Annotated in this window: 24 protein-coding genes; 11 read left to right on the top strand and 13 right to left on the bottom strand. The window is 69.2% G+C overall.

The window, feature by feature from the left end; genetic code table 11:
• The first annotated feature begins 95 nt into the window (after window positions 1-95).
• The 5 genes from Q5716_RS02595 to Q5716_RS02575 are packed head-to-tail and all read left to right on the top strand — an operon-like array spanning window position 96 to window position 4071.
• Complete coding sequence (locus Q5716_RS02595; protein ID WP_305001525.1) at window positions 96-788, top strand: glycosyltransferase family 2 protein; 693 nt, start codon at window positions 96-98, stop codon at window positions 786-788.
• A 2-nt stretch (window positions 789-790) separates the two neighbouring features.
• Window positions 791-1210 carry a hypothetical protein gene (locus tag Q5716_RS02590; RefSeq protein ID WP_305001524.1) on the top strand — a complete coding sequence of 140 codons (420 nt, stop codon included), beginning with the start codon at window positions 791-793 and terminating at the stop codon, window positions 1208-1210.
• Window positions 1207-2571 (top strand): hypothetical protein, encoded by a 1365-nt coding sequence (locus Q5716_RS02585; protein WP_305001523.1) that lies wholly within the window; start codon window positions 1207-1209, stop codon window positions 2569-2571. The genes Q5716_RS02590 and Q5716_RS02585 overlap by 4 nt, the downstream gene beginning before the upstream one ends.
• Window positions 2568-3518 (top strand): UDP-glucuronic acid decarboxylase family protein, encoded by a 951-nt coding sequence (locus Q5716_RS02580; RefSeq protein WP_305001522.1) that lies wholly within the window; start codon window positions 2568-2570, stop codon window positions 3516-3518. Before Q5716_RS02585 ends, Q5716_RS02580 begins: the two co-directional genes overlap by 4 nt.
• Entirely contained in the window at window positions 3505-4071 is a 567-nt protein-coding gene (locus Q5716_RS02575) for a GtrA family protein (protein WP_305001521.1), read from the top strand. Before Q5716_RS02580 ends, Q5716_RS02575 begins: the two co-directional genes overlap by 14 nt.
• A 1-nt stretch (window position 4072) precedes the next feature.
• On the opposite strand, the gene Q5716_RS02570 is transcribed toward Q5716_RS02575, so the two are convergent.
• From Q5716_RS02570 to Q5716_RS02555, 4 genes are read right to left on the bottom strand one after another with little or no spacing between them, the layout of a single operon-like run.
• Window positions 4073-5374, bottom strand: coding sequence for a UDP-glucose dehydrogenase family protein (locus Q5716_RS02570; RefSeq protein ID WP_305001520.1), 1302 nt, complete (start codon window positions 5372-5374; stop codon window positions 4073-4075).
• A 9-nt stretch (window positions 5375-5383) separates the two neighbouring features.
• The gene (locus tag Q5716_RS02565; protein ID WP_305001519.1) at window positions 5384-5878 is read right to left on the bottom strand and encodes a PH domain-containing protein; all 495 of its coding nucleotides are present in this window, start codon (window positions 5876-5878) and stop codon (window positions 5384-5386) included.
• Window positions 5875-6624 (bottom strand): biotin--[acetyl-CoA-carboxylase] ligase, encoded by a 750-nt coding sequence (locus tag Q5716_RS02560; RefSeq protein ID WP_305001518.1) that lies wholly within the window; start codon window positions 6622-6624, stop codon window positions 5875-5877. Before Q5716_RS02560 ends, Q5716_RS02565 begins: the two co-directional genes overlap by 4 nt.
• A 14-nt stretch (window positions 6625-6638) precedes the next feature.
• A complete protein-coding gene (locus Q5716_RS02555; RefSeq protein WP_305001517.1) occupies window positions 6639-7649 on the bottom strand; it encodes a DUF2804 domain-containing protein in 1011 nt (336 codons plus the stop codon).
• A 92-nt stretch (window positions 7650-7741) separates the two neighbouring features.
• On the opposite strand from Q5716_RS02555, the gene Q5716_RS02550 reads away from it, so the two are divergent.
• The gene (locus tag Q5716_RS02550; protein ID WP_305001516.1) at window positions 7742-9340 is read left to right on the top strand and encodes an acyl-CoA carboxylase subunit beta; all 1599 of its coding nucleotides are present in this window, start codon (window positions 7742-7744) and stop codon (window positions 9338-9340) included.
• Window positions 9337-9549 carry an acyl-CoA carboxylase subunit epsilon gene (locus Q5716_RS02545; protein ID WP_305001515.1) on the top strand — a complete coding sequence of 71 codons (213 nt, stop codon included), beginning with the start codon at window positions 9337-9339 and terminating at the stop codon, window positions 9547-9549. Before Q5716_RS02550 ends, Q5716_RS02545 begins: the two co-directional genes overlap by 4 nt.
• A gap of 479 nt (window positions 9550-10028) precedes the next feature.
• Here Q5716_RS02545 and Q5716_RS02540 read toward each other — a convergent pair whose 3' ends face one another.
• From Q5716_RS02540 to Q5716_RS02525, 4 genes are all read right to left on the bottom strand, one after another.
• On the bottom strand, window positions 10029-11054 hold the full coding sequence (locus Q5716_RS02540) for a DUF8320 family protein (RefSeq protein WP_305001514.1): 1026 nt from the start codon (window positions 11052-11054) through the stop codon (window positions 10029-10031).
• Complete coding sequence (locus Q5716_RS02535) at window positions 11051-12343, bottom strand: sensor histidine kinase (protein ID WP_305001513.1); 1293 nt, start codon at window positions 12341-12343, stop codon at window positions 11051-11053. Before Q5716_RS02535 ends, Q5716_RS02540 begins: the two co-directional genes overlap by 4 nt.
• Window positions 12333-13037, bottom strand: a complete 705-nt coding sequence (locus Q5716_RS02530; protein WP_305001512.1) for a response regulator transcription factor — start codon at window positions 13035-13037, stop codon at window positions 12333-12335. The genes Q5716_RS02535 and Q5716_RS02530 overlap by 11 nt, the downstream gene beginning before the upstream one ends.
• Window positions 13038-13115: 78 nt before the next feature.
• On the bottom strand, window positions 13116-14345 hold the full coding sequence (locus tag Q5716_RS02525) for a class I SAM-dependent RNA methyltransferase (protein WP_305001511.1): 1230 nt from the start codon (window positions 14343-14345) through the stop codon (window positions 13116-13118).
• Between the two features lie 21 nt (window positions 14346-14366).
• Between Q5716_RS02525 and Q5716_RS02520 the strand changes: the two genes are divergently transcribed.
• Complete coding sequence (locus tag Q5716_RS02520) at window positions 14367-15002, top strand: Maf family protein (protein WP_434056603.1); 636 nt, start codon at window positions 14367-14369, stop codon at window positions 15000-15002.
• Window positions 15003-15091: 89 nt separating this feature from the next.
• Window positions 15092-16846 carry an acetyl/propionyl/methylcrotonyl-CoA carboxylase subunit alpha gene (locus tag Q5716_RS02515; RefSeq protein WP_305001509.1) on the top strand — a complete coding sequence of 585 codons (1755 nt, stop codon included), beginning with the start codon at window positions 15092-15094 and terminating at the stop codon, window positions 16844-16846.
• 94 nt (window positions 16847-16940) lie between these two features.
• Here the strand turns inward: Q5716_RS02515 and Q5716_RS02510 are convergent, their stop codons facing one another.
• Both Q5716_RS02510 and Q5716_RS02505 read right to left on the bottom strand, forming a co-directional pair.
• Complete coding sequence (locus Q5716_RS02510) at window positions 16941-17897, bottom strand: hypothetical protein (RefSeq protein ID WP_305001508.1); 957 nt, start codon at window positions 17895-17897, stop codon at window positions 16941-16943.
• Window positions 17898-18045: 148 nt separating this feature from the next.
• Window positions 18046-19482, bottom strand: a complete 1437-nt coding sequence (locus Q5716_RS02505; RefSeq protein WP_305001507.1) for an NAD(P)H-quinone dehydrogenase — start codon at window positions 19480-19482, stop codon at window positions 18046-18048.
• Between the two features lie 148 nt (window positions 19483-19630).
• Here Q5716_RS02505 and Q5716_RS02500 point away from each other — a divergent pair, with 148 nt between their 5' ends.
• Together Q5716_RS02500 and Q5716_RS02495 are read left to right on the top strand one after the other, a co-directional pair.
• Window positions 19631-20467 (top strand): purine-nucleoside phosphorylase, encoded by an 837-nt coding sequence (locus tag Q5716_RS02500; RefSeq protein WP_305001506.1) that lies wholly within the window; start codon window positions 19631-19633, stop codon window positions 20465-20467.
• Window positions 20464-22107 carry a phospho-sugar mutase gene (locus Q5716_RS02495; protein ID WP_305001505.1) on the top strand — a complete coding sequence of 548 codons (1644 nt, stop codon included), beginning with the start codon at window positions 20464-20466 and terminating at the stop codon, window positions 22105-22107. The genes Q5716_RS02500 and Q5716_RS02495 overlap by 4 nt, the downstream gene beginning before the upstream one ends.
• 14 nt (window positions 22108-22121) lie before the next feature.
• On the opposite strand, the gene Q5716_RS02490 is transcribed toward Q5716_RS02495, so the two are convergent.
• The 3 genes from Q5716_RS02490 to Q5716_RS02480 are packed head-to-tail and all read right to left on the bottom strand — an operon-like array spanning window position 22122 to window position 23958.
• Window positions 22122-22394, bottom strand: coding sequence for a PTS sugar transporter subunit IIB (locus Q5716_RS02490; RefSeq protein ID WP_305001504.1), 273 nt, complete (start codon window positions 22392-22394; stop codon window positions 22122-22124).
• Window positions 22391-22834 carry a PTS sugar transporter subunit IIA gene (locus Q5716_RS02485; RefSeq protein WP_305001503.1) on the bottom strand — a complete coding sequence of 148 codons (444 nt, stop codon included), beginning with the start codon at window positions 22832-22834 and terminating at the stop codon, window positions 22391-22393. Before Q5716_RS02485 ends, Q5716_RS02490 begins: the two co-directional genes overlap by 4 nt.
• 2 nt (window positions 22835-22836) lie before the next feature.
• Window positions 22837-23958 (bottom strand): adenosine deaminase, encoded by a 1122-nt coding sequence (locus tag Q5716_RS02480; protein ID WP_305001502.1) that lies wholly within the window; start codon window positions 23956-23958, stop codon window positions 22837-22839.
• Between the last annotated feature and the right edge of the window lie 4 nt (window positions 23959-23962).

Genomic DNA, 23962 nt, shown 5'->3' with positions numbered 1-23962 from the left:
CCTATCCCCAGCGCGAACGCGCGCGGCGAACTCGTACAGTAGCATTTGGTGTCCCTTCCCCGCCGCGGCCCGCGCGGCCGTCGACAGGCAGGTCCGTGAAGCTCTCGGTCGTCATCCCGTGCTACAACGAAGCGAAGACCATTGAGGAAGTGCTTCTCGCGGTACGAAACTCTCCGTACCCCGACAAGGAGATCATCCTCGTCGACGACTGCTCGACGGACGGCACCGGTGACAAGATCCGCGCCGACCTCAGCCACCTCGTCGACGTCTTCGAGTCCCACTCGGTCAACCAGGGCAAGGGTGCCGCACTCCGCACCGGCATCGGCCTCGCCACGGGCGACCTGGTGATCATCCAGGATGCCGACCTCGAGTACGACCCGAACGAGTACCCCAAGCTGCTCGCCCCGATCCTCGCCGACCGGGCCGACGTCGTGTACGGCAGCCGCTTCATGGGCGGCGACGCCCACCGCGTCCTCTACTACTGGCATTCCGTCGGCAACGCCTTCCTGACCCGGCTGTCGAACATGTTCACCAACCTCAACCTCACGGACATGGAGACCTGCTACAAGGTCTTCCGCCGCGAGATCATCCAGGGCATCACGATCCAGGAGAACCGCTTCGGGTTCGAGCCGGAGATCACCGCGAAGATCGCGCGAACCGACTCACGGATCTACGAGGTCGGAATCTCGTACAACGGACGCACCTACGCCGAGGGCAAGAAGATCGGGTGGAAGGACGGCTTCCGCGCGATCTACTGCATCCTCAAGTACAACCTGGGTCGGCGGTAGGGATGTCCCCGCGAACCCGGATGGCGGCGGCGATCAGCGCCGTCGCACTGGGGTTCTCCCTGCTGCTCTTCGGGCCCGCCCTCGGCCAGATCACGCTCTCGCCCTACACGGGCGGCTTCTTCTCCCGAGTGATGGTGCGCTATACGCCGGAGGAGAGCGGCAGGCTGCGGGTCATCGAGTGCTACGAGGCGGTGGTCAGCACCGTCCCGACCGGCTCGACGGTCACCGTGGATGTCGACGGCGACGACTCCTTCTCCTATCAGCGGATCGCCGAGATCGCCTATCCGAGGCTCGGTGTCTCGGAGGAGCCCGCGGCGAGCGACTACATCGTGAGGGTCACCGATGATCCCCCGAGCGACTCCGACGACGCGCTCATCGAACAGGTCTGCGGGGGTCGCGTGATCTGGGTGGTCGAAGGATGATCGGCATCCTCGGGCTCGTCCTGTTCGTGCTGCTCGTCCTGCCCATCGCGCTGCTGGTGTGGGACTGGGTTCCTGCACTCTTCGCGAGCGCCCTCCTCGCCGGCCTGATCGCCATCGTCGCGGTGCCTCTGCACCTCACGACGGGGATGCCTATGGTCGCGGCGTGGATCCTGCTGGTCGCGGTCGCGTACGCGGCAATCGCCGCGATCCCGCGTCTGCGCCGCACGCTCGTGTCCCGGGTGCGCACGCGTCCGACGCAGGGCCAGTTCGTCCAGCTCGCCGTCACAGCGATCATCGTGATGTTCCTCGTGGCGCTGCCCGGCCCGCCGACGGAGTGGGATGCCCGCAGCATCTGGTTGTTCCACGCGTCGTGGCTCGACGCCGCGCCATCGGCGTACCTCGACGCGCAATCGAATCCGGCCCTGCTCTTCTCCCACCCGGGCTATCCGCTGCTCGCACCCGCGGCGGTGGCGACGGTGTGGAGCGCCACCGGCGGAGAGAATCTCGTACTCGGCCTGCGCGTGATCGCGATCCTCACGACGCTGACGGGGGCTCTCGCCGCATCGACGGCGCTCGAGCGGCTGGCGCCCCGAGCGCGGCCGGGCGCCGCCATCCCCGCCTTCGCGCTCTTCGTCGGCGCGACCGTCTCGGTGGGGGGCGGCCTCGCGTCGAGCGGGTACGTGGACGCGCTGCAGGCGGGGACCGTCATCCTGCTCCTGGCCCTGCTCATACCGGGGCTCGGGCAGCCGCTCGGCTGGCGGTGGGCGTCCCTCGCGGCCGTCGCGGCCGTCGCCGCGGTGTCCGTCAAGCAGGAGGGGGTGTGGTTCGCCCTCGCGGTGCTGCTCTGGTTCGCCGTGGCAAGCTTCCGCCAGTACTCCTGGCCCACCGCACTTCCCTTTGCCGGCCTCGGGCTCGCCTTCGTTGCCAGCAGGGTGTTCGCGAGCGCAGTGGGCGCACCCGGCGAGTCCGATTCCGCGGGAGTCGTCGACCGGCTGCCTGAACTGCTCGACCCGTCGAGCGCGGGTTGGGCGACTCTGCAGGAGCTCGCCGCTCTCAAGCTCGGCACGGCCTTCATCCCGGCGATCGTGGGGCTCGCCCTGCTGGTCGCGCTGCTGCTCATCGTCAGCCCCACGGGGCGATCGGTTCGCCAGTCAGTCGTGCTCGCGGGGAGCTGGGTGTCGATCGTGGCGATCATCGCCCTGACCTATGTGCTGGGCGCTTCGAGCAGCCGGCTGGAATGGTGGCTCGGCACGAGCTATGACCGCATTACCGCCACGCCCGCGCTCATCCTGTGGTTCACTGCATTCTCGGTGATCGTGATAACGGTCTCCTTCATCCCCCGGAAGGCGCACACGGAATGAGCCAACGCGTACTGGTCACGGGGGGCGCGGGCTTCCTCGGCTCCCACCTCGTCGACCGGCTGCTCGACGAGGGGCACGAAGTGCTGTGCGTCGACAACTTCTACACGGGGCGCCGGGACAACATCGCCCACCTGCTCGGGCATCCGCGGTTCGAACTCCTGCGTCACGACGTCACCTTCCCCCTCTACGTCGAGGTGGACAGCATCTACAACCTCGCCTGCCCCGCCTCGCCGGTGCATTACCAGCGCGACCCCGTGCAGACGACGAAGACGAGCGTGATCGGCGCGATCAACATGCTCGGCCTGGCTAAGCGACTGGGGGTGCCGATCGTCCAGGCGTCGACGTCCGAGGTCTACGGCGACCCGGAGGTGAACCCCCAGGACGAGTCATACTGGGGCCGAGTCAACCCGATCGGGGTGCGCAGCTGCTACGACGAGGGCAAGAGGGCCGCGGAGACGCTCTTCTTCGACTACCGCCGCCAGCACGATCTCTCTATCAAGGTCATGCGGATCTTCAACACCTACGGACCGCGGATGAACCTCGACGACGGTCGAGTGGTGAGCAACTTCATCGTGCAAGCGCTGCGCGGCGAGCCGCTGACGATCTACGGCGACGGATCGCAGACTCGCAGCTTCTGCTACGTCGACGACCTGATCGACGGCATGGTCCGGCTCATGTCGACACCGCACGAGGTCACGGGCCCGATCAATATCGGCAACCCGGGCGAGTTCACGATGCTCGAACTCGCCGAGCAGATCATCTCCATGACGGGGAGCGCATCGACGATCACCCACCTTCCCCTGCCCCCGGATGACCCGCAGCAGCGCCGCCCCGACATCTCGCTCGCCCGGGACGTCCTCGGTTGGGAGCCGTCGGTGCCGCTCAGCAGCGGTCTCGCGCGCACGATCGACTATTTCCGCGAAGCACTCGCCCATGCCGACTCCTGACAGGGGCACGCTGCGCGATCGGGCGCTGGGTGCCCTCACCACGTTGTGGGTGAGCCTTCTCCGGTACGCGCTCAAGTTCGGCGTCGTGGGCATCGTCGGCTACGTCGTCGACGTGGGCGTCTTCAACCTGCTCCGCGTCACGGTCATGGGCGACAACCCGATCGGCGCGAAGGCCGTCGCGGTCGTCTTCGGCACCCTCGTGACGTGGCTCGGCAGCCGCTACTGGACGTTCCGCGAGAATCGGCGCGACAACTACTTGCTGGAGCTTCTCGAGTTCATCGTCGTGTCGGCTGGCGGACTGCTCGTCGTGCTGCTGTGCTTGTGGGTCTCGCACTACGTGCTCGGCTTCCGCACTCTGCTGGCGGACAACATCTCGACCAACGTCATCGGCTTCGTGCTCGCGACGGCGTTCCGGTTCTTCCTGTTCCGGTTCTGGGTCTACGGACATCACCGTCGCGACGGCCTGCACGCTCGGACCCACAAGGCCGAGGCGGCGGCACTCGTGCTCTTCGAGGACGAGAGCGCCGCGAGCCGAGACGCGGACTCGGACTAGCTCAGGGACGACCGGGGGCGCTGTAGGTCCACCCCGCATCACGCCACTGCTTCGGATCGAGGCAGTTCCGGGCGTCAACGATACGTCGCGCCGTCGTGATCCGTCCGAGGCTCTCCGGGGTGAATTCGCGGTACTCGCGCCACTCGGTCAGCACGACGATGCACTCGGCCCCGTCGACCGCCTCCTCCACCGTGGGCGCGTAGTGGACGTCGGGCTTCGAGCGCCGCGCCGTCTCAATGGCCTCGGGATCCGTCGCGACCACGGCGGCACCGAGCTCGGTGAGACGCTGCACGACCTCGAGAGCGGGCGAGTCACGGACGTCGTCGGAGTCGGGCTTGAAGGCGAGGCCGAGCGCCGCAATCCGACGACCGGCGACATCCCCGTCGAGCGCAGCGGCCACAAGGTCGACCACTCGCGTGCGGCGGCGCAGGTTGATGGCGTCCACTTCGCGGAGGAACGCCAAGGACTCTCCCACCCCGAGCTCGTCGCCGCGAGCCATGAACGCGCGGATGTCCTTCGGGAGGCAGCCACCGCCGAAGCCCAGGCCGGAGTTGAGGAAGCGCCGACCGATCCTGGCGTCGTGACCGATCGCGTCTGCGAGCTGGGTCACATCGGCGCCCGTCGCCTCGGCGACCTCGGCCATGGCGTTGATGAACGAGATCTTGGTCGCGAGGAAGGCGTTGGCGGCGACCTTGACGAGCTCCGCCGTCGCGTAGTCCGTGACGAGTCGGGGGGTGCCGGCGGCGAGCGCGGCGCTGTACACCTCGTCGAGCGCGGCGACGGCCGCGTCATCCCCGGCGCGCACTCCGTAGACGAGGCGGTCCGGGCTCAGGGTGTCGCCGACGGCGAAGCCCTCCCTGAGGAACTCGGGGTTCCACGCGAGGCTCGCGCCGGTGGCCTCGACGAGCTCCGAGAGGCGCGCCGCGGTGCCGACCGGTACGGTCGACTTCCCCACGACGAGGTCGCCGGGGGCGAGGTGGGCGGCCAGCGCGGAGAACGAGGCGTCCACGAATCGGAGGTCGGCGGCGTCGCTGCCGACAACCTGGGGGGTGCCGACGGCGACGAAGTGCACGGATGCCCCGGCGGCCTCGGCGATGTCGGTCGTGAACCGCAGCCGACCGCTGGCTATGGCGCGATCGAGCACTTCGGGAAGGCCGGGCTCGAAGAAGGGGGCGCGCCCCGCGGACAGCTGGGCGATCTTGTTCTCGTCCACGTCGACGCCGACGACCTCGTGGCCCAATTCCGCCATGCATGCCGCGTGCACGGCGCCCAGGTAACCGCAACCGATGACCGAGATTCTCACCGCACAACCCTATCCGAACCGGTTAACGTCTCCGGTCGGTCGGGTGGCGTCCATGAGCTCGTGCAGAGCGTCGGCGACGAGGTCCGGTGAGGGGATGTCCCGCAGCACGACGGGGCGGCCGGCGCCGACGCCGAGAAGAACGTCGCCGCTGCCCACGAGGGACTGCATCGCGGACTTGCGAACCGTCACCTCGTAGATGCGACTGTGCAGCACCTCCTGGCGCGTGCGCACGACTACTCCGCTGCGCAGCACCGCGCGGCGGCTCGTGATCGTGACGGTGCGCGCGAGCCAGCGCACGAGGGGAACCAGCCAGCCGACCACGACGAGGAGCGCGGCGAGACCGAGTACCGCGAGGTTCTGCCACGCCTCCGGCAGTCTGCCGCCGATGTAACCGAGACCGGCGCACACCGCCAGGAGGAACAGGCTCGGCAGCACCATCGCGCGGGCGTGCGAATGGACCCTCGCGAGGACCCGCTCGGGTTCGGCGGAGGGCAGGACGCTCACCGGTGCCTCAAGTGCGTGACATCCCCGGCCGCAACCGCGCGACGGCCGGACTCGTCGCCGACGACGAGTCGTCCCTCGGCGTCGATCGCCTCGGCCACGCCGAACAGTTCCGACCCGTCGGGCAGTTCCACCCTGACGTCCCGGCCGATCGTGCCGCAGACGGCCGAGACGGATGCCCGGAGGCCGGCTTCGGGGTCGAAGCCGGCCTCCTCGAACGCGCGCCACGCGGACTCGAGCTCGGAGAGGTAGGCGGACGCGGCACGCTCGACGAGGTCCTCGGGTCCGGCACCCTCGAGGGTGAGTGAGGTGGCGGTCGCGACCGGGAGCTGCTCCCGCGACATCGTGAGGTTGAGGCCCGCGCCGAGCACCGCGCCCGCCGCGGGCACGATCTCGCCGAGGATGCCGGACACCTTGAGTCCGTCGACCTGCACGTCGTTCGGCCACTTGAGGGACACGGGTCGCCCCGGCAGCAGGGACCGCACCGTCCGGGTCATGGCGAGCCCCGCGGCGAGGGGGAGCCACGCCATCCGGGTGGCGAAGGCGGGGGCATCCGGCCCGCCCGCGATGAAGACGGACACGGCGATCGTGGTGCCGGCCGGGGCCGTCCACGTGCGACCGAGGCGGCCTCGACCGGCCGTCTGGTTGGTCGTCGCGAGCGCCGTCAGGTGCTCGACGCCCCCCAGCGCGGCGAGCCGCACGAGTTCGCGATTGGTGGAGTCGATCTCGGGAAGCCACTGGACGCGCACGCCCCCCAGGCTACTCACCAGCGGTTGTGCACGTCCTCCGCCCAGCCGAGGAGATCACGGAAGGGCACGCGCATCCCGTGCTCGTCGAGCATCCAGCCGGCGAAGGTGCCGAAGCACTGGTCCGTCCTCGTGCTGATCACGCCCAGCCGGGTGCGGGAGGCCTTGTCGTGGAAGGGCGTGAAGACGATGTCCGCCGTCTCCCCTCGGATGGTCCACGGCTCGAGCCACGCCGAGGGGTCGTAGTCCCAGCGGAGCTCTTCACTGTTCTTGGTGAGGCGCCCGTCGACGACGAGGGCGTTCTCGGTCGCTCCCGTTCCGTGGGTCCAGCGGGAGCCGAGCTGGAGGCCGATCGTGCGGCCATCGCTCCGGCCGCTCGCCGCAGCCCAGTTCCACTCCACGTCGTAGGGCCAGCGGCCGCGACCGTGGTCGAGGATTGCCCAGTTCTCGCCCGCCGCGAGCTCATGCCGTACCCCGTCCACCTCGATCGAGCCGCTCGCCGGCCGCGCGACATCCTTCACGGTGTACTGGAACGTGCGATCGCTCCAGGGCACGACGACGCCGAGGCGTTCGTGTCCGGCGGGCAGCGGCACCAGGATGTCCACGGCGGCGCCCGCGATGGCGGCCCGCAGGCGGGAGGAGCCGTCCGCAGCATCCTCGATGTCGATCTCCAGCCCCGCGGCTCGCGCTCTCGCCGGTCCGTCGCCGAGGCTCGGCGGCAGCTCCACCCCGCGGCCGAAGGGGCGGATGCCCGACCGGCCCCACTCTCGACCGGTCGCGCGCTCGAAGACCCACACCTCGCTCACCGCGGCGTAGTCGACGGATGCCACCGTCAGCCCGACGAGGAAGTCGGGGCCGACGACGCCCCAGTACTCCCAGCGCTTGTTGCGGCCCCAGCCCGTGCGGGCTCCCACCCCGGAGGTGTCGTGGAACGGGGTGCGGGTGAAGCCCACGGCCGCGGGGTTGAGTAGGCCGTCGGCGGTGACGAGCTCGACGGGAGCGGTGAGCTCCGACTCGGTCAGGATCATGCTGCCAACCTAGGCCAGCGACCAATAAAACGGCGGCAGCCCTGTAGATGTGCACGAGGAGCGACGGCGGGGCGGTGGGTAAAGTGGCAGGCGTGACCGACTCCACGCACTCGCCCGACCTCTCCACGACTGCCGGCCGGATCGCCGACCTCAAGGCGCGGTACCACGAAGCCGTCACCGCGAGCGGCCAGGCCGCGATCGAGAAGCAGCACGCGAAGGGCAAGAAGACCGCTCGCGAGCGCATCGAGGCGCTCCTCGACCACGGATCGTTCGTCGAGCTCGACGAGTTCGTGCGGCACCGCACCCACGCCTTCGGCATGGAGAACAAGCGCCCCTACGGCGACGCCGTCGTGACGGGTCTCGGCACGATCCACGGACGCCAGGTCGCGGTGTACTCCCAGGACTTCACGATCTTCGGCGGCTCGCTCGGCGAGGTGGCCGGCGAGAAGATCATCAAGGTCATGGACCACGCCATCAAGACCGGCGTTCCCATCATCGGCCTGCTCGACTCGGGTGGCGCGCGAATCCAGGAGGGCGTCGTCGCGCTCGGCAAGTACGGCGAGATCTTCCGCCGAAACACCCAGGCGTCGGGGGTGATCCCGCAGATCTCGATCATCATGGGCCCGGCCGCGGGCGGTGCCGTGTACTCCCCCGCTCTCACCGACTTCGTGATCATGGTCGACAAATCGAGCCAGATGTTCGTCACCGGTCCCGACGTGATCAAGACAGTCACCGGCGAGGACGTCGGCATGGAGGAACTCGGCGGCGCACTCACCCACAACAAGGTTTCCGGGGTAGCGCACTACCTGGCCAGCGACGAGGACGACGCCCTCGACTACGCCCGCACGCTCATCAGCTTCCTGCCCGACAACAACCTGTCGGACCCGCCGGTGTACGACAGCGAGATCGAACTCGAGATCACCGATGAGGACCGCAAGCTCAACACGATCGTGCCCGACTCGCCCAACCAGCCGTACGACGTGACGAGCATCATCGAGCACATCGTCGACAACGGCGACTTCCTCGAGACCCAGCCGCTCTTCGCCCCGAACATCGTCGTGGGCTTCGGGCGAGTCGAGGGCCGCACGGTCGGCGTCATCGCCAACCAGCCGCAGTCGATGGCGGGCACTCTCAACATCGACGCCGGTGAGAAGGCGGCCCGCTTCCTCCGTTTCTGTGACGCGTTCTCGATCCCCATTCTCACTCTCGTCGACGTCCCGGGCTACCTGCCCGGCACCGACCAGGAGTGGACGGGAGTCATCCGTCGCGGTGCGAAACTCCTCTACGCCTACGCCGAAGCGACCGTCCCGCTCGTGACGGTCATCACGCGCAAGGCCTACGGCGGCGCCTACATCGTCATGGGCTCGAAGCAGATGGGGGCCGACCTCAACTACGCGTGGCCGACCGCGGAGATCGCGGTGATGGGCGGCCAGGGTGCGGTCAACATCCTCTACCGCGGCGAGATCAAGGCTGCCGAGGAGGCGGGCGAGGATGTCGCGGCGGTACGCACCCGCCTCGCCAACGAATACACCTACAACGTCGCATCCCCGTTCCTCGCGGCGGAGCGCGGGGAGCTCGACGGAGTGATCGAGCCGGCGGCGACCCGCGTCGCGGTGATCAAGGCTCTGCGTGCGCTGCGCACGAAGCGCGCGAGCCTCCCGCCGAAGAAGCACGGGAACATCCCCCTGTGACCGAGCAGACGCCGCCGGAGATCCGGGTTGTGTCGAAGGGCGCGACGGCGCTGGAAATCGCCGCAGTGACCGCGGTCGTTTCCGCGACCCTCGAGGAGCTCGCGGACGCACAGAGCGCCGAGCCCGCGGCCGAGTCGGCCTGGATGCGCAGCCGCCGGTCGCTGAGGCAGCCGCTGAGCCCCGCACCGGGTGCCTGGAGGGCGTTCTAGAGCGATCACGGCGGTCGTGTGGCACCCCGCACACGGTTGCGTTCGCCCTGCCGCATATTCGACCACTGAATCCGCACCCCCGACGGCTGAAACAGACCGTTCTGGCCCCCGCACGCAGACGGATTCGTCTGCCCACCGCCGGGTGTACCCCGAAAATACGGCAGTCAAGGTCCGAGGCACCGCAACTGGCCCGGTATATTGACCCTCGAGGAAACGGGGGACAATCCGGTGTCCCCCAAAGTGATGACTAGCGTCCCCCACACAAAGGGGGCACTATAGATAGTGCTAGGTGTCTCACTGAGTACACCGCCTTGCATTGGACGACTAGGGTAAGCGGTCCAATGTCTTGGGGGCGGGTCAGGGCGATATTCGGGTTATCGCCCTGACCCGAGTCAGTTTCGAGGACCGGATGAGATTACTCTCCGGTCCTCGGCTGATCTAACCCGCCGCTCGCGCTCGGGCCGCCGTCACCGGGCCGCTCAGACGGTGCGCGGGATCTCGAGCCAGAGATCGACCTCGTCATCCTCGAGGGAATCCTGGCCGAGAGCCAGGGCGTCGTCGTCTACCGTACGCAGACCGACGACGGTCACCGCGATATCGGACCCCTCGGGCACAGTCCGGGCGATGACCTTGTCGGCCGTCGTCTCGTGGATGGCGAGGGCGAGCCGGTTGAGCACGCGCTCCAGGTTGTCGTCGGAGAGGTCGTCGATTCCGCCCTCGTCGAGCAGGGTGACCGTAGCGCCCCGGCGACGCGCGTTCATGACCTCCTCGCGAACGGCGTCGTTGAGCAGCTTCCTGCCCCGGATCTCGTCGCGGATCGCTCCTTCGAGATGCAGGCACTCGAGGCGTTGCTCCTCCGTGAGGTCGCCGCCGGACTCTTGGATCGTGCGCAGCATCGAGAGCGCCATCGCGCTCGTCTGACCGAGGCGGAACTGCCTCTCATAGACGTGCGCCTCCTGGGCGGCCTGCCAGTCGGTCGCCTCGCGCTCCGCGAGGGCGAAGCGGTGGGCATCCTTCGACGCCTTCGCGAGGGCGCTGCTCAGCACGTGCGAGACGGCCACCCACGTGACGCACCCGGTGATGCCGAGGGCGAACAGCCCCGGACCCACGACCGCAGCGCTCTGCACCACGAGGAACCCGATGCCGAGCCACGCGAACGTGTGCCTTTGGCGCGTCGACGTGATGGTGAGGAGCGTGCCGCTCGCCGCCACGTACCAGCTCGAGTAGCCGACTCGCCCCGGGTCGGAGAAATCCAGCTCATTTGAGACGAGGAATGTGATGGCCACGACGATCGCGAAGTTGAACGCCGCCATCCACACCGGCATGCGGGTGGGACCGACCGGGAGCAGGCTGATGATCGTCGCGATCGCGTAGAGGGCCATCGCTACGAAGACAGGCACGGGATTGCGCGGCACATCGATCGTGTAGAGCGCGAGGATGAGGTGGTACGTGGAGAACAGCGCCGCCATGCCGACGATCAGATACCGGGGTACTCCGATGCTCATCGCGCACCCCCGTCGCCCGGCTCCAGCACTTGAAGGACTTCGCTGGGGACGCCGTTGTCAGAGGTTCCGGACCCGTGCGGCCAGCGGATGCTCACGATCGTGCCCTCCCCCGGTGCGGATTGGATGACCGCGCGCCCGCCCGCGTTCGCGACCCGCTCCACAATCGAGACGCGAACGCCGAGTCGCTCCGTGGGAATCTCGGAGAAAAGGAACCCGCTACCCGTATCGCCGACCACGATTTCGATCCCGTCGGGTCGGATCCCTCGAATCGCCACCCACCTCGACACACCCGACTCGCCGGCGTGTTGGAGGCTGTTGACCATCGCCTGGACCGCCGCGGAGTACAGGGTCTCGGCGGCGTGGACGGGAAGCGATCGAGTGCCGACGCTGCGGACGCGGATCTCGTAGGGGCTCGAGAGGGCGGCCGCGGCATCCGTGATCCGGTCGACGAGCGTCGTGAACCGCACCATCGTTCCGTCGTCGGGGGATGCCGCCGCCGCATCCCGCAGGTGGCCGATCGCGTTGCCCGCCATGACGGCGGCGAGCTCCTTCGCCTGCGGCGTGTATGCCCGCGCTGCTGAAAGCAAGGTCGTAAGCACGCTGTCGTGCACGATCGAGTCCACTTGCACGCGCTCGACCTCGGTCGCATGCTGGCGCACCGCGTGGCCGTACCGGTCGAGCGCGGTTGCCTGCGCGTTGTCGACCGACGACGCCGCCTGGCGGAGCATCGTGACGATGATCATCACGGCACCGCCCAGGATGATCGAGTAGACGGACTCGAGGGTCGCGAGCTGCCACCCCGCGCTGCCCCCGGCGGGCGATGCCCGGATCACGAGGTAGACGAGCGGGGCGAGGAACAAGTAGATGGTGCCGAACACGGTGTTGAAGCCGATCGACGCCATCGCTGTCGCCACGGTGATCAAGTAGTACAGCCAGTGGGGACCGGTGTAGACCTCTGCCCCGGGGGCGATCGTGAAGGGCCAACTCACGAGGGCGATGAGGAAGATGATGGCGAACGTGCTGTGCGCCTGCCTGACCCACACCTTCGCGAACGAGAGCACGAGCACGACGACCAGGGTGCCGAACAGGGCGGGAACGACCACCCACAGCCACACCGGGTAAGCCTCGTCGAGCTGGCCGAGCAGCCACGGGATCGTCTGGGCGCCGAAAACGATGCCGAACACCGCGACAGAGCGCGAGATGACATTCTCGACCTGCTTGCGGCTGATCGGGTTCCTGGGCTGCTTGCCCTGCGGAACGGCGGGGATCGCGGTCGCCCTAGCGACCATCTCCGCCATCCGGATCGAGACCAGGCAGGATCCCGTCCTCCACGGCACGGCGCAGCAGGTCCACCTTGGTGGGCGCTGGCCGGCCTACCTCCACATACTTGGCACGGATGCGGTCGAGGTACTCGCGTGCGGTGGAGAACCCGATGCCCAGCTGCTGCGCTGCGAGCTTGAGCGGAAGGCCGGAGGCGTACAGGTGCAGGATCTCGCGCTCGCGACGGCCGAGCTGGGCCTTCGCGAAGTCGCGGTCCGCGTCGATGGCGGTCGCCCACTCGAGGTTGTTGAGAACCTCGCCGCGAGCGACCGTAGCGGCCGCCGCGAGAACGGTCTTGGTCGCCGACGACTTGGGGATGACTCCCGCCGCTCCCGCGGCGAGGGCCTCGCGGACACTGGCCACTCGGTCGGCGATCGAGTGCACGAGCACGGCCGCTCCGGTGGCTTGTACCCGCTTGACGTTGTCGGTCACCGTCGAACCGTCGCCGAGGGAGAGGTCGAGGACGACGACGTCGACGCGCTTCGCTCCGAGCCCGTCGATGAGCTCCTGGACGGTGGGGGCGGCCAGCACGAAGTCGTAGCCCTCATCGAGGAACGCGGCCTTGAGACCGAGGCGCACGGATTCGTGGTCGTCGACGACCGCGACACGCACCGTCGACGACCCGATCGGGTTGTCGGCCTGGGTGGCTGCCTGTTGGGCCATGGGCATCCTGTCTCGTAGCTCTCCCCAATTGTAGTCAAGCACTCCGCCTGGGCGGCGAGACATCCCCGACCTGTGGACTCAGGATCGGCGGAGGGTTCCGACCGCCTCGACATGGTGCGTGTGGGGGAACAGATCGAAGGCGCGCACGGCGTCCAGCCGGTAGCCGTGGGAGGCGAAGAAGTCAACGTCGCGCGCGAAGGCCACCGGGTCGCACGCCACGTAGACGACCTGCTCCGGGTCGAGGGAGGCGATCGACTCGACCACCTCACGGCCGGCCCCTGAGCGGGGAGGGTCGAGCACGATGGTCCCGCGCGCGAGCCGTTCCCGCTCCGATGCGGACGCCGACGCGGAGAGCGCCGCGATCCAGCGCTCCACCCGACCGGTCTCGGCGCGGGCGCCGACCCACTCGCTGAGGTTCTCCGAGGCGAAATCGGTGGCCGTCGGGTCGCTCTCCACGCTCGTGATCCGAGTCGTCGGGCCGAACCGGTCAGCGACCGCCGCCGCGAGGAGCCCGACTCCACCGTAGAGGTCGAGATTCATCGCCGTCGGGTCGAAGGCGTCCGCGTCGATCGCCGACTGCACCGCGGCGGACAGGACGGATGCCGCCCCCCGGTGCACCTGCCAGAACCCCGTGTCGGCGAGCCGGAACTCCCGCGCCCCCACGACCTCGGTGATGGTGGACGGCTTCTGCGCGCCGACCACGAGCCGCACGCCGCCCGTCGACGGGGCGATGACGTCGACCGACGTGTGACCGGCGAACGACTCGGCGAGCGGCGCGGCCTGAGCCAGCTCGTCCACGGCGAGCGGAAGCGAGGAGACCGGGATGACACGGTGGCTGCGCGCGGCAAAGGGACCGGGGCGCCCGTCGGGGCCGACGTGCAGCCGCACCCGAGTTCGCCAACCCGTGCCATCCTCGGTCTCTGCGGGGACCGGCTCCACCTCGACGGCGGACTCGATCCGGGCCATGCGCGCGAGCGAGTCGGCGACGACCTGGCGCTTCAGCTCGCGCTGATGAGCGAGCACGATGTGCCCGAACTCGGCACCACCCGCCCGGTCGGCAGGGTCGCGCTCGACTGCCGCCTCTGCCCACACGTGCGGCTGCCGGTGAGGGCTCGGCTCGACCACGGCGAGCGTGTCGGCCCGCAGGAACGACTTCTTCGAATCGTTCGAGACCCGAACGCGCACCCGTTCGCCGGGGATCGCATCGGAGACGAACACCACCCGTCCCTCGTGGCGGGCGACGGCGACGCCGCCGTGCGCGATGTTGGTAACGTCGAGTTCGAGCTCTCGGCCCAGTAGTTCACCCACCTCTCGAGCATAGGAGTGCCGTTGCGGTTCTACCTCGCGTCGACCTCCCCCGCCCGGCTCGCTACGCTGCGCGCCGCGGGAATCGAACCGATTCTCGTGCCGTCGAACGTCGACGAGGACGCCGTCGCCGCGGCGGCGGGACCGCTCCCGGCCGCGGAGGCCGTGCAGGTGCTCGCGCGGGCGAAAGCCGAGGCCGTCGCCGGTTCGCTCGTCGGCGGCGAGCCCATCGACGGCATCGTCCTCGGCGGCGACTCCTTGTTCGAGCTCGACGGCGCGATCTACGGCAAGCCGCACCGGGCCGAGGTGGCCCGCGAGCGGTGGGACGGCATGCGCGGGGCATCCGGGCTCCTGCACTCGGGGCACTGGGTGATCGACCACCGCGGCGGGGTCGCCGGAAATGCCCGGGGCGGGGTGTCGACCGCGCGCGTGACCTTCGCCGCCGACATCGACGACGACGAGCTCGACGCGTACATCGCGACCGGTGAGCCGCTGCAGGTCGCGGGCGCCTTCACGATCGACAGCCTCGGCTCCGCGTACATCACGGCCGTCGACGGCGACCCGCACGCGGTCGTCGGCCTGTCCGTGTCGCTCACCCGCTCACTGGTGCGGGAGCTGGGCATCCCGTGGCACTCGCTGTGGAATCGAACAGCCCACTGACGTCCTTGTAGGCACCCACAGCTTCGGCCGCTCGTTTTTGTCCGGCGCCCCCACAGCGGGTCGACGGCGCGCCCCTAGGCTAGGGAGCTATGGCTCGCATCACGAAGGTCCTGATCGCCAACCGCGGGGAGATCGCAGTGCGGGTCATCCGCGCCGCCAAGGACAGCGGCATCGCGTCCGTCGCGATCTACGCCGACCAGGACCGGGATGCCCGGCACGTCAAGCTCGCCGACGAGGCCTACTCCCTCGACGGCACGACGAGCGCCGAGACTTATCTCGTCATCCCGAAGATCCTCTCGATCGCCAAGCGCTCCGGCGCCGACGCGATCCACCCCGGTTACGGCTTCCTCGCCGAGAACGCCGAGTTCGCCCAGGCCGTCATCGACGCGGGCATCATCTGGATCGGCCCCTCCCCCGCAGCGATCGAGGCGCTCGGCGACAAGGTCAGTGCGCGGCACATCGCCGAGAAGGTGGGGGCGCCGCTGGCCCCCGGCACCCTCAACCCCGTCTCAGGCGCCGACGAAGTGCTCGAGTTCGTCGACGAGCACGGCCTCCCCGTCGCCATCAAGGCGGCCTTCGGCGGAGGCGGTCGCGGCCTCAAGGTCGCCCGCACGCGCGACGAGGTCCCCGAGCTCTTCGAGTCCGCGACCCGCGAGGCGGTCGCGGCGTTCGGTCGCGGCGAGTGCTTCGTCGAGAAGTACCTCGACCAGCCGCGTCACGTCGAGACCCAGTGCCTCGCCGACAGTCACGGCACCGTCGTCGTCATCTCCACGCGCGACTGCTCGCTGCAGCGCCGTCACCAGAAGCTCGTCGAGGAGGCGCCGGCGCCGTACCTGACCGAGGAGCAGAACCGCGCGCTCTACGAGGCATCCAAGGCGATCCTCAAGGAGGTCGGCTACGTCGGCGCCGGCACGTGCGAATTCCTCGTCGCCAAGGACGGCACGATCTCGTTCCTCGAGGTCAACACCCGGCTCCAGGTGGAGCACCCGGTGTCCGAGGAGGTCACCGGCATCGACCTCGTGCGCGAGCAGTTCCGCATCGCGGAGGGCGGCGCGATCGAGTACGGCGACCCGGTGCCCCAGGGTCACTCGTTCGAGTTCCGCATCAACGGCGAGGACCCCGGGATGAACTTCCTCCCCTCCCCCGGACCGGTCAACGCACTCCGATTCCCCGGTGGCCCCGGCGTGCGCGTCGACAGCGGAGTCACCACGGGCGACGTCATCTCGGGCGCGTTCGACTCCCTCCTCGCGAAGCTGATCGTCACCGGCTCGTCGCGCGAGGACGCGCTCGAGCGCTCCCGCCGTGCGCTCGACGAGTTCGAAGTCGCCGGCCTGCCCACGGTGCTGCCCTTCCACCGCAAGATCGTGCGCGACCCTGCGTTCACCGGCGAGCCCTTCGGCGTCTACACCCGCTGGATCGAGACCGAGTTCGACAACGACATCGAGCCGTGGAGCGGGTCGCTCCCGGACAGCGCGCCGGCGGCCGCGCGCCACAACGTCGTCGTCGAGGTCGACGGCAAGCGGGTCGAGGTGTCCCTCCCGACGAAGCTCGTGCCGTCGACGGGTGGCGGAACGGCCCTCGCCGCACCACCGCGCCGGCGTGCCGCGTCATCCGTCTCAACCGTCACCGGTGACTCGGTAGCCGCGCCGATGCAGGCGACGATCGTCAAGCTCGCCGTCGCCGAGGGCGACGTCGTCGTGAAGGGCGACCAGCTGCTCGTGCTCGAGGCCATGAAGATGGAGCAGCCGATCGTCGCCCACAAGGACGGCACCGTCACGGGCGTGAACGCCACGGTCGGCGCCACGGTCTCCTCGGGCCACGTGCTGCTGTCGATCACCGACTAGGTCCGGTCTTTCCCGCAAGGGCACACCGCAGTTGCACAGGCGCGGGGTCTCCTCGACGCTCGTGCAACGGGGAGGCGCCCTAAGGGGAGCAGTTCTAGCGGAGTCCGGCGCGGCGCAGGTGTGCCGTGATCGCCGGAATCGACCGAGCCACCGACCACCCCCAGCGCACCATCCCTATTCCCGTGGCTCGCATGCGGTCCTCACGGACCTTCTCGGCGATGACGACCTCGGCAGGTGATCTGCCGTCGCGCAGGTCCTCCCGGAGGTACTTTCCGTGGCCGTCGAACTCCCCGGCCAGCCCGAACTCTGGCCACCAGAAATCGGTGATCCCGATGAGCCCCTCGCCGTCATAGACCGGATGCTGCAACTCCGGCCGCGGCAAGCCCGCGACATGCATGGCCACACGGCTGAGCGACTCCCCCGGCGAGCCGGACCGCCCGTCGGCGAAGTCGATCGCGGTCCTGCAGCGGCGCATACCCCGTTTCGACTCGACCGACGCCACTTCCGTCGCAAGGACGGCCTCGGACAGGCAGATGCCACGAACCCCGACTTCCGAGTCATCCTTCGCCGCGAGCACACGGTCCACCATCGCGACAGCTACGCTCATCGGCGAGGTGCGGCCCACATCCACGAGCGTGCGGGCAAGCGGGGTGACCAGTACTCCGTCAATGTTCTCGAGCTCCGATGGCAGAGGGTACTTGCGCGAGGTGTACGCCCGTCTGGTCTGACCGCCAGGGGTCGCGCCAACCGTCACCTCCGGTAGCAGGGGCCACGACCCGATGATGGGGAGTCGCCACAATGCTGCGGCCGACGTGTGCGAGAAGACAAGATCATCCCTCCCGGATAACACAAGGCCATGAATTCGGGCGAGGAAACGGTCGTCGGGCCCGAGTGTCGCCCACGTCGAGGCCGGAAGGTAGACGCCCTCAGCGAGTCGCTCGTACGCACCGCGCGCAGCCGAGCGATACAGCTGGGAGGAGGTGCCCGACCGACGTGCAGCGGACGCAAGGACGACGCGGTGGAGCCAGGGCGGGTTCTCGGAGAACGGCATGGTCGAAGCATCCCGAATCGACGCTCGGTCCATCCATGCCCGGGGTCAATTTGTGGATCCAGCGAGGGCGCGCGTGAGTGTGGATGGCGCGCGGTGTCACCCGCGCCGCCGCGAGGGAGGTGTGCCCTTGCGGGAGGGAACGGTGGCGCTAGTTCACGATGTGCATCGCGCGCGCGGCATCCGTGATGCTGCCCGTCAGCGACGGGTACACCGAGAAGGCGCGGGCCAGCTGGTCCACCGTGAGGCGGTGCTCGACCGCGAGGGAGACCGGCAGGATGAGCTCGGACGCGTGTGGGGCGACGATGACGCCGCCGATGACGGTGCCGGAACCGGTGCGCGCGAACAGCTTCACGAAGCCGTCCTTGATGCCCATCATCTTGGCGCGCGGGTTCGAGGCGAGCGGGAGCTTGTAGATGTCTCCCTGGGCGATGCCGTCCTCGATCTGCTTCTGCGACCAGCCGACGGTCGCGATCTCCGGCTGGGTGAAGATGTTGGACGTCACGTTGCGCAGCTCGGTGGGGTTCACCGCGTCGCCCATCGCGTGGAAGACAGCCGTGCGGCCCTGCATCGAAGCGACGGATGCGAGGGGCAGGAAGTCGGAGCAGTCACCCGCCGCGTAGATCGAGGGCACCGAGGTGCGCGCGACTCGGTTGACCCGGATGTGACCGGATTCGGTCAGCTGGACGCCCGCCTCCCGGAGCCCGATGTCCTCGGTGTTGGGCAGCGACCCGACGGCCATGAGGCAGTGGGATCCCTCGACGGTGCGCCCGTCGGAGAGGGTCGCCACCACTCCGGTCTTGGTGCGCGTGACGGAGTCGGCGCGGGACTTCGAGAGCACGGTCATCCCGTTGCGCTTGAAGACGTCCTCGATGACGCGGGCCGCATCGGCGTCCTCGCCGGGAAGCACCTGGTCGCGCGAGGAGATGAGCGTGACCTCGGCGCCGAGCGCGCGGTACGCCGAAGCGAACTCCGCACCGGTCACGCCCGATCCGACGACGATGAGGTGCTCGGGGACCTCCTGCAATGCATAGAGCTGAGTCCAGGTGAGGATGCGCTCGCCGTCCGGCTTGGCCGTGTCGAGGATGCGGGGCCGAGCGCCGACGGACACGACGATGGTGTCGGCGTCGCACTCGTCGAAGTCGACGGCCGACTTGCCCTTGCCGGTCGACACCACCACGCGGTTCGGACCGTCGAGGCGGCCCTCGCCCGTGATGACCTTGACGCCCGCCTTGATGAGCTGCGACTTCATGTCCTCGGACTGCTGGCGCGCGAGCCTCAGGAGTCGGGCATTGACCGCGGCCAGGTTCACGGTGATCTCGGGGCGGACTGCGCGGCCCTCTTCGGTGCGGCTGAAGAACTGGACGCCCAGGTCGGCGGCCTCACCCACCGCGTTGGTCGCCTCCGCCGTCGCGATGAGGGTCTTCGAGGGGACCACGTCGGTCAACACCGCCGAGCCGCCGACGCCGGCACGCTCGACGAGTGTCACCTCGGCGCCCAGCTGAGCCCCCGCGAGCGCTGCTTCATAGCCGCCCGGGCCGCCTCCGAGTACCGTGATCCGCTGCTTGCGCTCGAACTCGTAGGCCATGCGTAAATTGTGTCACGCCTGGGACGTGCGACCGGGCGGCTAGACGTCGAGGTAGTCGCTGTCAACGATCACGAGGGGAGGCATCCGAACGCGCGAACGAGCGCGACTGCTCCGTTCCGTTTCGCACCCAAATCGTTAGGCTGGGGAAATGTCGCAGTTGACCACGCCCCACCCCCTCGACGACCCCGCCGTCGACCCCTTCGAGATCGCTCGAGTCGCCGCCTCCGAGCTCGCTGATCGCACCGGTGTCGAGCGCCACGACATCGCCCTCACGCTCGGTTCGGGCTGGGCCAAGGCGGCGGACCTCATCGGAGAGACGACAGCCACGATCCCCGCGTCGGAGATCACCGGATTCTCGAAGCCCGCGCTCGAGGGCCACGTTGGGACGCTGCGCTCGGTCCTGCTGCCGAGCGGCAAGCGCGCGCTCGTCATCGGGGCCCGAACGCACTACTACGAGGGGCACGGCGTTCGACGCGTCGTGCACTCGGTGCGGACCGCGGCGGCGGCCGGGGCATCCACGATGATCCTCACCAACGGAGCGGGCGGCATCAAGGAGCACTGGAAGCCGGGTACGCCCGTGCTCATCAGCGACCACATCAACCTCACCGCCGACTCGCCGCTCGAGGGCGCGACATTCATCGACCTCACCGACCTGTACTCGAGTCGCCTGCGCGATCTCGCCCGCACCGTCGACTCGAGCCTCGACGAGGGCGTGTACTGCCAGTTCCGGGGGCCGCACTACGAGACCCCCGCCGAGGTGCAGATGGCCAAGACGATCGGCGGTCACATCGTCGGTATGTCCACGGCGCTCGAGGCGATCGCGGCGCGGCAGGCCGGCATGGAGATCCTCGGGATGTCCCTCATCACGAACCTCGCTGCGGGCATCCAGAAGACTCCCCTCAGCCACGAGGAGGTCATCGAGGCCGGCCGCGAAGCCGAAGGGCGCATCAGCGCGCTCCTCGCCGAGATCGTGGGGAAGTTGTGACAGGCGCGTTCGAGGTGGAGAAGGGCTGGGCTGCCCAGGACCCGGATGCCACCACCCGCGAGCAGCTCGAGACCGCGATCGCGGCCGCCGAGGCGGGAGACGCCGGGGCGCAGTCGCAGCTCGCCGACTGGTTCGCCTCGCGCCTCGAGTTCGGCACGGCGGGACTCCGCGGCGAGCTCGGCCCCGGCCCCAACCGCATGAACCGCGTCCTCGTGAGCCAGGCCGCGGGTGGGCTCGCCGCCTACCTGCTGTCGCGCGAGCCGAGCCCGAGCATCGTCATCGGCTACGACGGCCGCACGAACTCCGAGGTCTTCGCCCGCGACACCGCCGTCATCATGGCGGGCGCGGGAGTGCGCACGACCCTGCTCCCCCGGCACCTGCCGACCCCGGTGCTCGCGTTCGCGGTGCGCCACTTCGACGCGAGCGCGGGCGTCATGGTCACCGCGTCACACAATCCCGCCCGCGACAACGGGTACAAGGTGTACCTCGGCGGGGCCGACCGAGGCTCGCAGATCGTGCCGCCCGCGGACGCCGACATCGCCCGGGCCATCCACCAGGTGGCGCTCGCCCCGATCGACGAGCTGCCCCGGTCCACCGACTTCGTCGTGGCGGATGACTCGGTCGTCGACGAGTACGTGCGGCTCACGGCATCCCTCGGCAACTCCCCCGCCCCGCTCACGTTCGCGTACACGCCCATGCACGGCGTCGGTTGGGAGACCGCACGAGCCGTCTTCGCGGCGGCGGGATTCGGCGAACCGGCGGTCGTGCCGGAGCAGCTCGAGCCGGATGCCGCGTTCCCGACGGTCGCGTTCCCCAACCCCGAGGAGCCCGGTGCCATGGACCTCGTACTCGCGAAGGCGGCGGAGATCGGGGCCGATCTCGCGATCGCCAACGACCCCGACGCCGACCGTCTCGCGGTCGCGATCCCCGCGTCGACGGGCTGGCGGCGGCTCAGCGGCAACGAGGTGGGCTGGTTGTTGGGGTGGCGCGCCGCGGAGCGTGCGGGCGTCGACGGCGTGCTCGGAGCATCCATCGTCTCGTCGCCGGGCCTGCGGGCCGTCGCCCAGCACTACCGACTGGACTACAAAGACACGCTCACGGGCTTCAAGTGGATCTCGCGAGTACCGGGCCTGAGCTTCGGCTACGAGGAGGCCCTCGGCTACCTCGTCGACCCGGCCAAGGTGCTCGACAAGGACGGCATCTCGGCCGCCGTCGACTTCCTCGCTCTCGCCTCCGAGCTCAAGGCCACCGGATCGACCGTAGAGAAGCACCTCCTGGCGTTCGCCGAGAAGTTCGGGGGCTTCGCGTCTGGTCAGATCTCCCTGCGCGTCGACGACCTCGCGGACATCGGGCGGATGATGGCGGGGCTGCGCTCGGCTCCCCCGGCCGAGGTCGGCGGCATCGCGGTCGAGCGCATCGACGACTTCATCGATGGCTTCGAGGAATACCCGCCCGGGGACATCCTGCGCGTCCACCTCGCGGGGGGCGCTCGGGTGATCGTGCGGCCGAGCGGCACCGAACCGAAGCTCAAGGTGTACATCGACGCGTCGTCGAGCGACGGCGACGGCGCGGCGCGCATCGCAGCGGCGACCGCGATCGTGGCGGAGCTGGATGCGGGGATGCGAGAGCTGCTGGCTTAGCAGCCCCTCGCTCGCTACCCCAGCGCGGCGTCGAGCTTCTCGGTGAGCTCCGCGGTGTCGAAGTAATTGTCGATGACGATGACGTCGGCGAAGGTCTTTCCGATCGCGTCGACGAATTCGATCGACGTGAGGATGACCTGCGCGTCCGCCGCCGCCTCCGCGACCGAGGAGATGTCGGCCGCGACGACGGTCGCCGGGATGTCGAGCTTGCGCAGCACCCGCTCCGCGTTGACTTTGAGGATGCCCGAGCTGCCGATACCGGCACCGCAGATCGTCACGATCTTCACGCGGTGCCCATGATCCGCTGCACCTCGTCGACGGTGGTCGCCGCCGCCAGATCGGCGATCGCCGAGGAGTCGTTGAAGACGTTGGCGACGGCCGCGACCGCCGCGAGGTGGGCATCCGGGGTCGCGATCGCCAGACCCAGGATCACCGACACGGGGTCGTTGTAGGGATGCCCGAACCGCACCGGCTCCCGCAGGGTGACGATCGACAGCCCATCCTGCAGCACAGTCGGCCCGGGGCGCGCGTGGGCGAGCGCGAGGCCCGGAGCGATGACGACGTACGGGCCGTGCTCCTCGATCATCCGGATCATCTCGCGCGCGTACTCGGGCTTCGCCGCGCCGCTCGCGGCGAGGGCCTCAGCCGCGAGGGTCACTGCGGAGCGCCAGTCGTCGGCGGTGGCGCCGATGACGATCGCGCTCTCCGGGAGCGGGGGCAGGCTCATGCTCAGGCCTCGTCGAAGCCCGTGGCGATGCGATCGGCGAGCTCCTCGCGGTCCTCGAGCGGCAGGAAGGTCGACGCGGCCGCATTGAGCTGGAAGACGGCGAGGTCGGTGAGGTCGTAGCCGAACGTCTCGGCGAGCAGGAACAGCTCGCGACTCAGCGAGGTCGCGCTCATGAGTCGGTTGTCGGTGTTGACCGTCACGCGGAACCCGAGCTGGTACAGCAGGTCGAAGGGGTGGTCGACGAGGTCGTCGCCCCACTGCTCGATGGCGCCCGTCTGCAGGTTCGACGACGGCGAGAGCTCGAGGGCGATCTCGCGATCCTTGACCCACTGCGCGAGGGGGCCGAGGGTGACGTACGTGTTCTCGTCGTCCTCGCGAGCGGTGTGCACGTCCTCGGCGAGACGCACCCCGTGTCCGAGCCGAAGCGCGCGGCCGTCGAAAAGGGCTCCCCGGATGCTGTCGAGCCCGTCGGCCTCACCGGCGTGCACGGTCGCGGGGATGTAGTGCTGCGCGAGGAAGTCGAACGCGTCGCGCAGGTTTCCGGCGGGGAACCCCGCCTCCGCCCCGGCGATGTCGAAGCCGACCACGCCGCGACCGTAGTGGCGGGACGCGAGCTCCGCGATCTCGAGGCCGCGGTCGGCGTGGCGCATAGCGCTGACGAGCTGGCCGACGCGGATGCTGTGGCCGGCGGCACGGGCATCCTCGACGCCCTGATCCAGCCCCTCCTGCACCGCCTCGACGGTCTGGTCGAGGGTGAGACCGCGCGCGACGTGCTGCTCGGGCGCCCAGCGGATCTCGCCGTAGATCACTCCGTCGGCGGCGAGGTCCTGGACGAACTCGCGGGCCACGCGGGCGAGACCGTGCTGAGTCTGCATGACCGCGGTCGTGATGTCGAACGTCTTGAGGTACTCGACGAGCGACCCGGAGTCGCTCTTCTCGGCGAACCACTCGGCGAGCGCCGGAGCATCCGTCGCGGGCAGCTCGAGGCCGATCTCCTCGCCGAGCTCGATGATCGTCTGCGGCCGCAAGCCGCCGTCGAGGTGGTCGTGCAGGGACACCTTGGGCAGGGCGGTGATGCTCGCTCCGCCCCCCGGCATCAGGTACTCGTCGGCAGCCGCGTTCATGGCT

The organism is Antiquaquibacter soli, assembly GCF_030580675.1.
Taxonomy (GTDB): domain Bacteria; phylum Actinomycetota; class Actinomycetes; order Actinomycetales; family Microbacteriaceae; genus Rhodoglobus; species Rhodoglobus soli.
Note: the sequence above shows the minus strand (reverse complement) of the source record. Positions and strands in the feature narration are given on the sequence as shown.

What these genes read in the sequence shown, in the direction of transcription:
- Q5716_RS02590 (WP_305001524.1), top strand. Translation starts at nt 791, where the DNA reads ATGTCCCCGCGAACCCGGATGGCGGCGGCGATCAGCGCCGTCGCACTG.
- Q5716_RS02585 (WP_305001523.1), top strand. Translation starts at nt 1,207, where the DNA reads ATGATCGGCATCCTCGGGCTCGTCCTGTTCGTGCTGCTCGTCCTGCCC.
- Q5716_RS02580 (WP_305001522.1), top strand. Translation starts at nt 2,568, where the DNA reads ATGAGCCAACGCGTACTGGTCACGGGGGGCGCGGGCTTCCTCGGCTCC.
- Q5716_RS02575 (WP_305001521.1), top strand. Translation starts at nt 3,505, where the DNA reads ATGCCGACTCCTGACAGGGGCACGCTGCGCGATCGGGCGCTGGGTGCC.
- Q5716_RS02555 (WP_305001517.1), bottom strand. Translation starts at nt 7,649, where the DNA reads ATGATCCTGACCGAGTCGGAGCTCACCGCTCCCGTCGAGCTCGTCACC.
- Q5716_RS02540 (WP_305001514.1), bottom strand. Translation starts at nt 11,054, where the DNA reads ATGAGCATCGGAGTACCCCGGTATCTGATCGTCGGCATGGCGGCGCTG.
- Q5716_RS02535 (WP_305001513.1), bottom strand. Translation starts at nt 12,343, where the DNA reads ATGGTCGCTAGGGCGACCGCGATCCCCGCCGTTCCGCAGGGCAAGCAG.
- Q5716_RS02530 (WP_305001512.1), bottom strand. Translation starts at nt 13,037, where the DNA reads ATGGCCCAACAGGCAGCCACCCAGGCCGACAACCCGATCGGGTCGTCG.
- Q5716_RS02515 (WP_305001509.1), top strand. Translation starts at nt 15,092, where the DNA reads ATGGCTCGCATCACGAAGGTCCTGATCGCCAACCGCGGGGAGATCGCA.
- Q5716_RS02510 (WP_305001508.1), bottom strand. Translation starts at nt 17,897, where the DNA reads ATGCCGTTCTCCGAGAACCCGCCCTGGCTCCACCGCGTCGTCCTTGCG.
- Q5716_RS02505 (WP_305001507.1), bottom strand. Translation starts at nt 19,482, where the DNA reads ATGGCCTACGAGTTCGAGCGCAAGCAGCGGATCACGGTACTCGGAGGC.
- Q5716_RS02500 (WP_305001506.1), top strand. Translation starts at nt 19,631, where the DNA reads ATGTCGCAGTTGACCACGCCCCACCCCCTCGACGACCCCGCCGTCGAC.
- Q5716_RS02485 (WP_305001503.1), bottom strand. Translation starts at nt 22,834, where the DNA reads ATGAGCCTGCCCCCGCTCCCGGAGAGCGCGATCGTCATCGGCGCCACC.
- Q5716_RS02480 (WP_305001502.1), bottom strand. Translation starts at nt 23,958, where the DNA reads ATGAACGCGGCTGCCGACGAGTACCTGATGCCGGGGGGCGGAGCGAGC.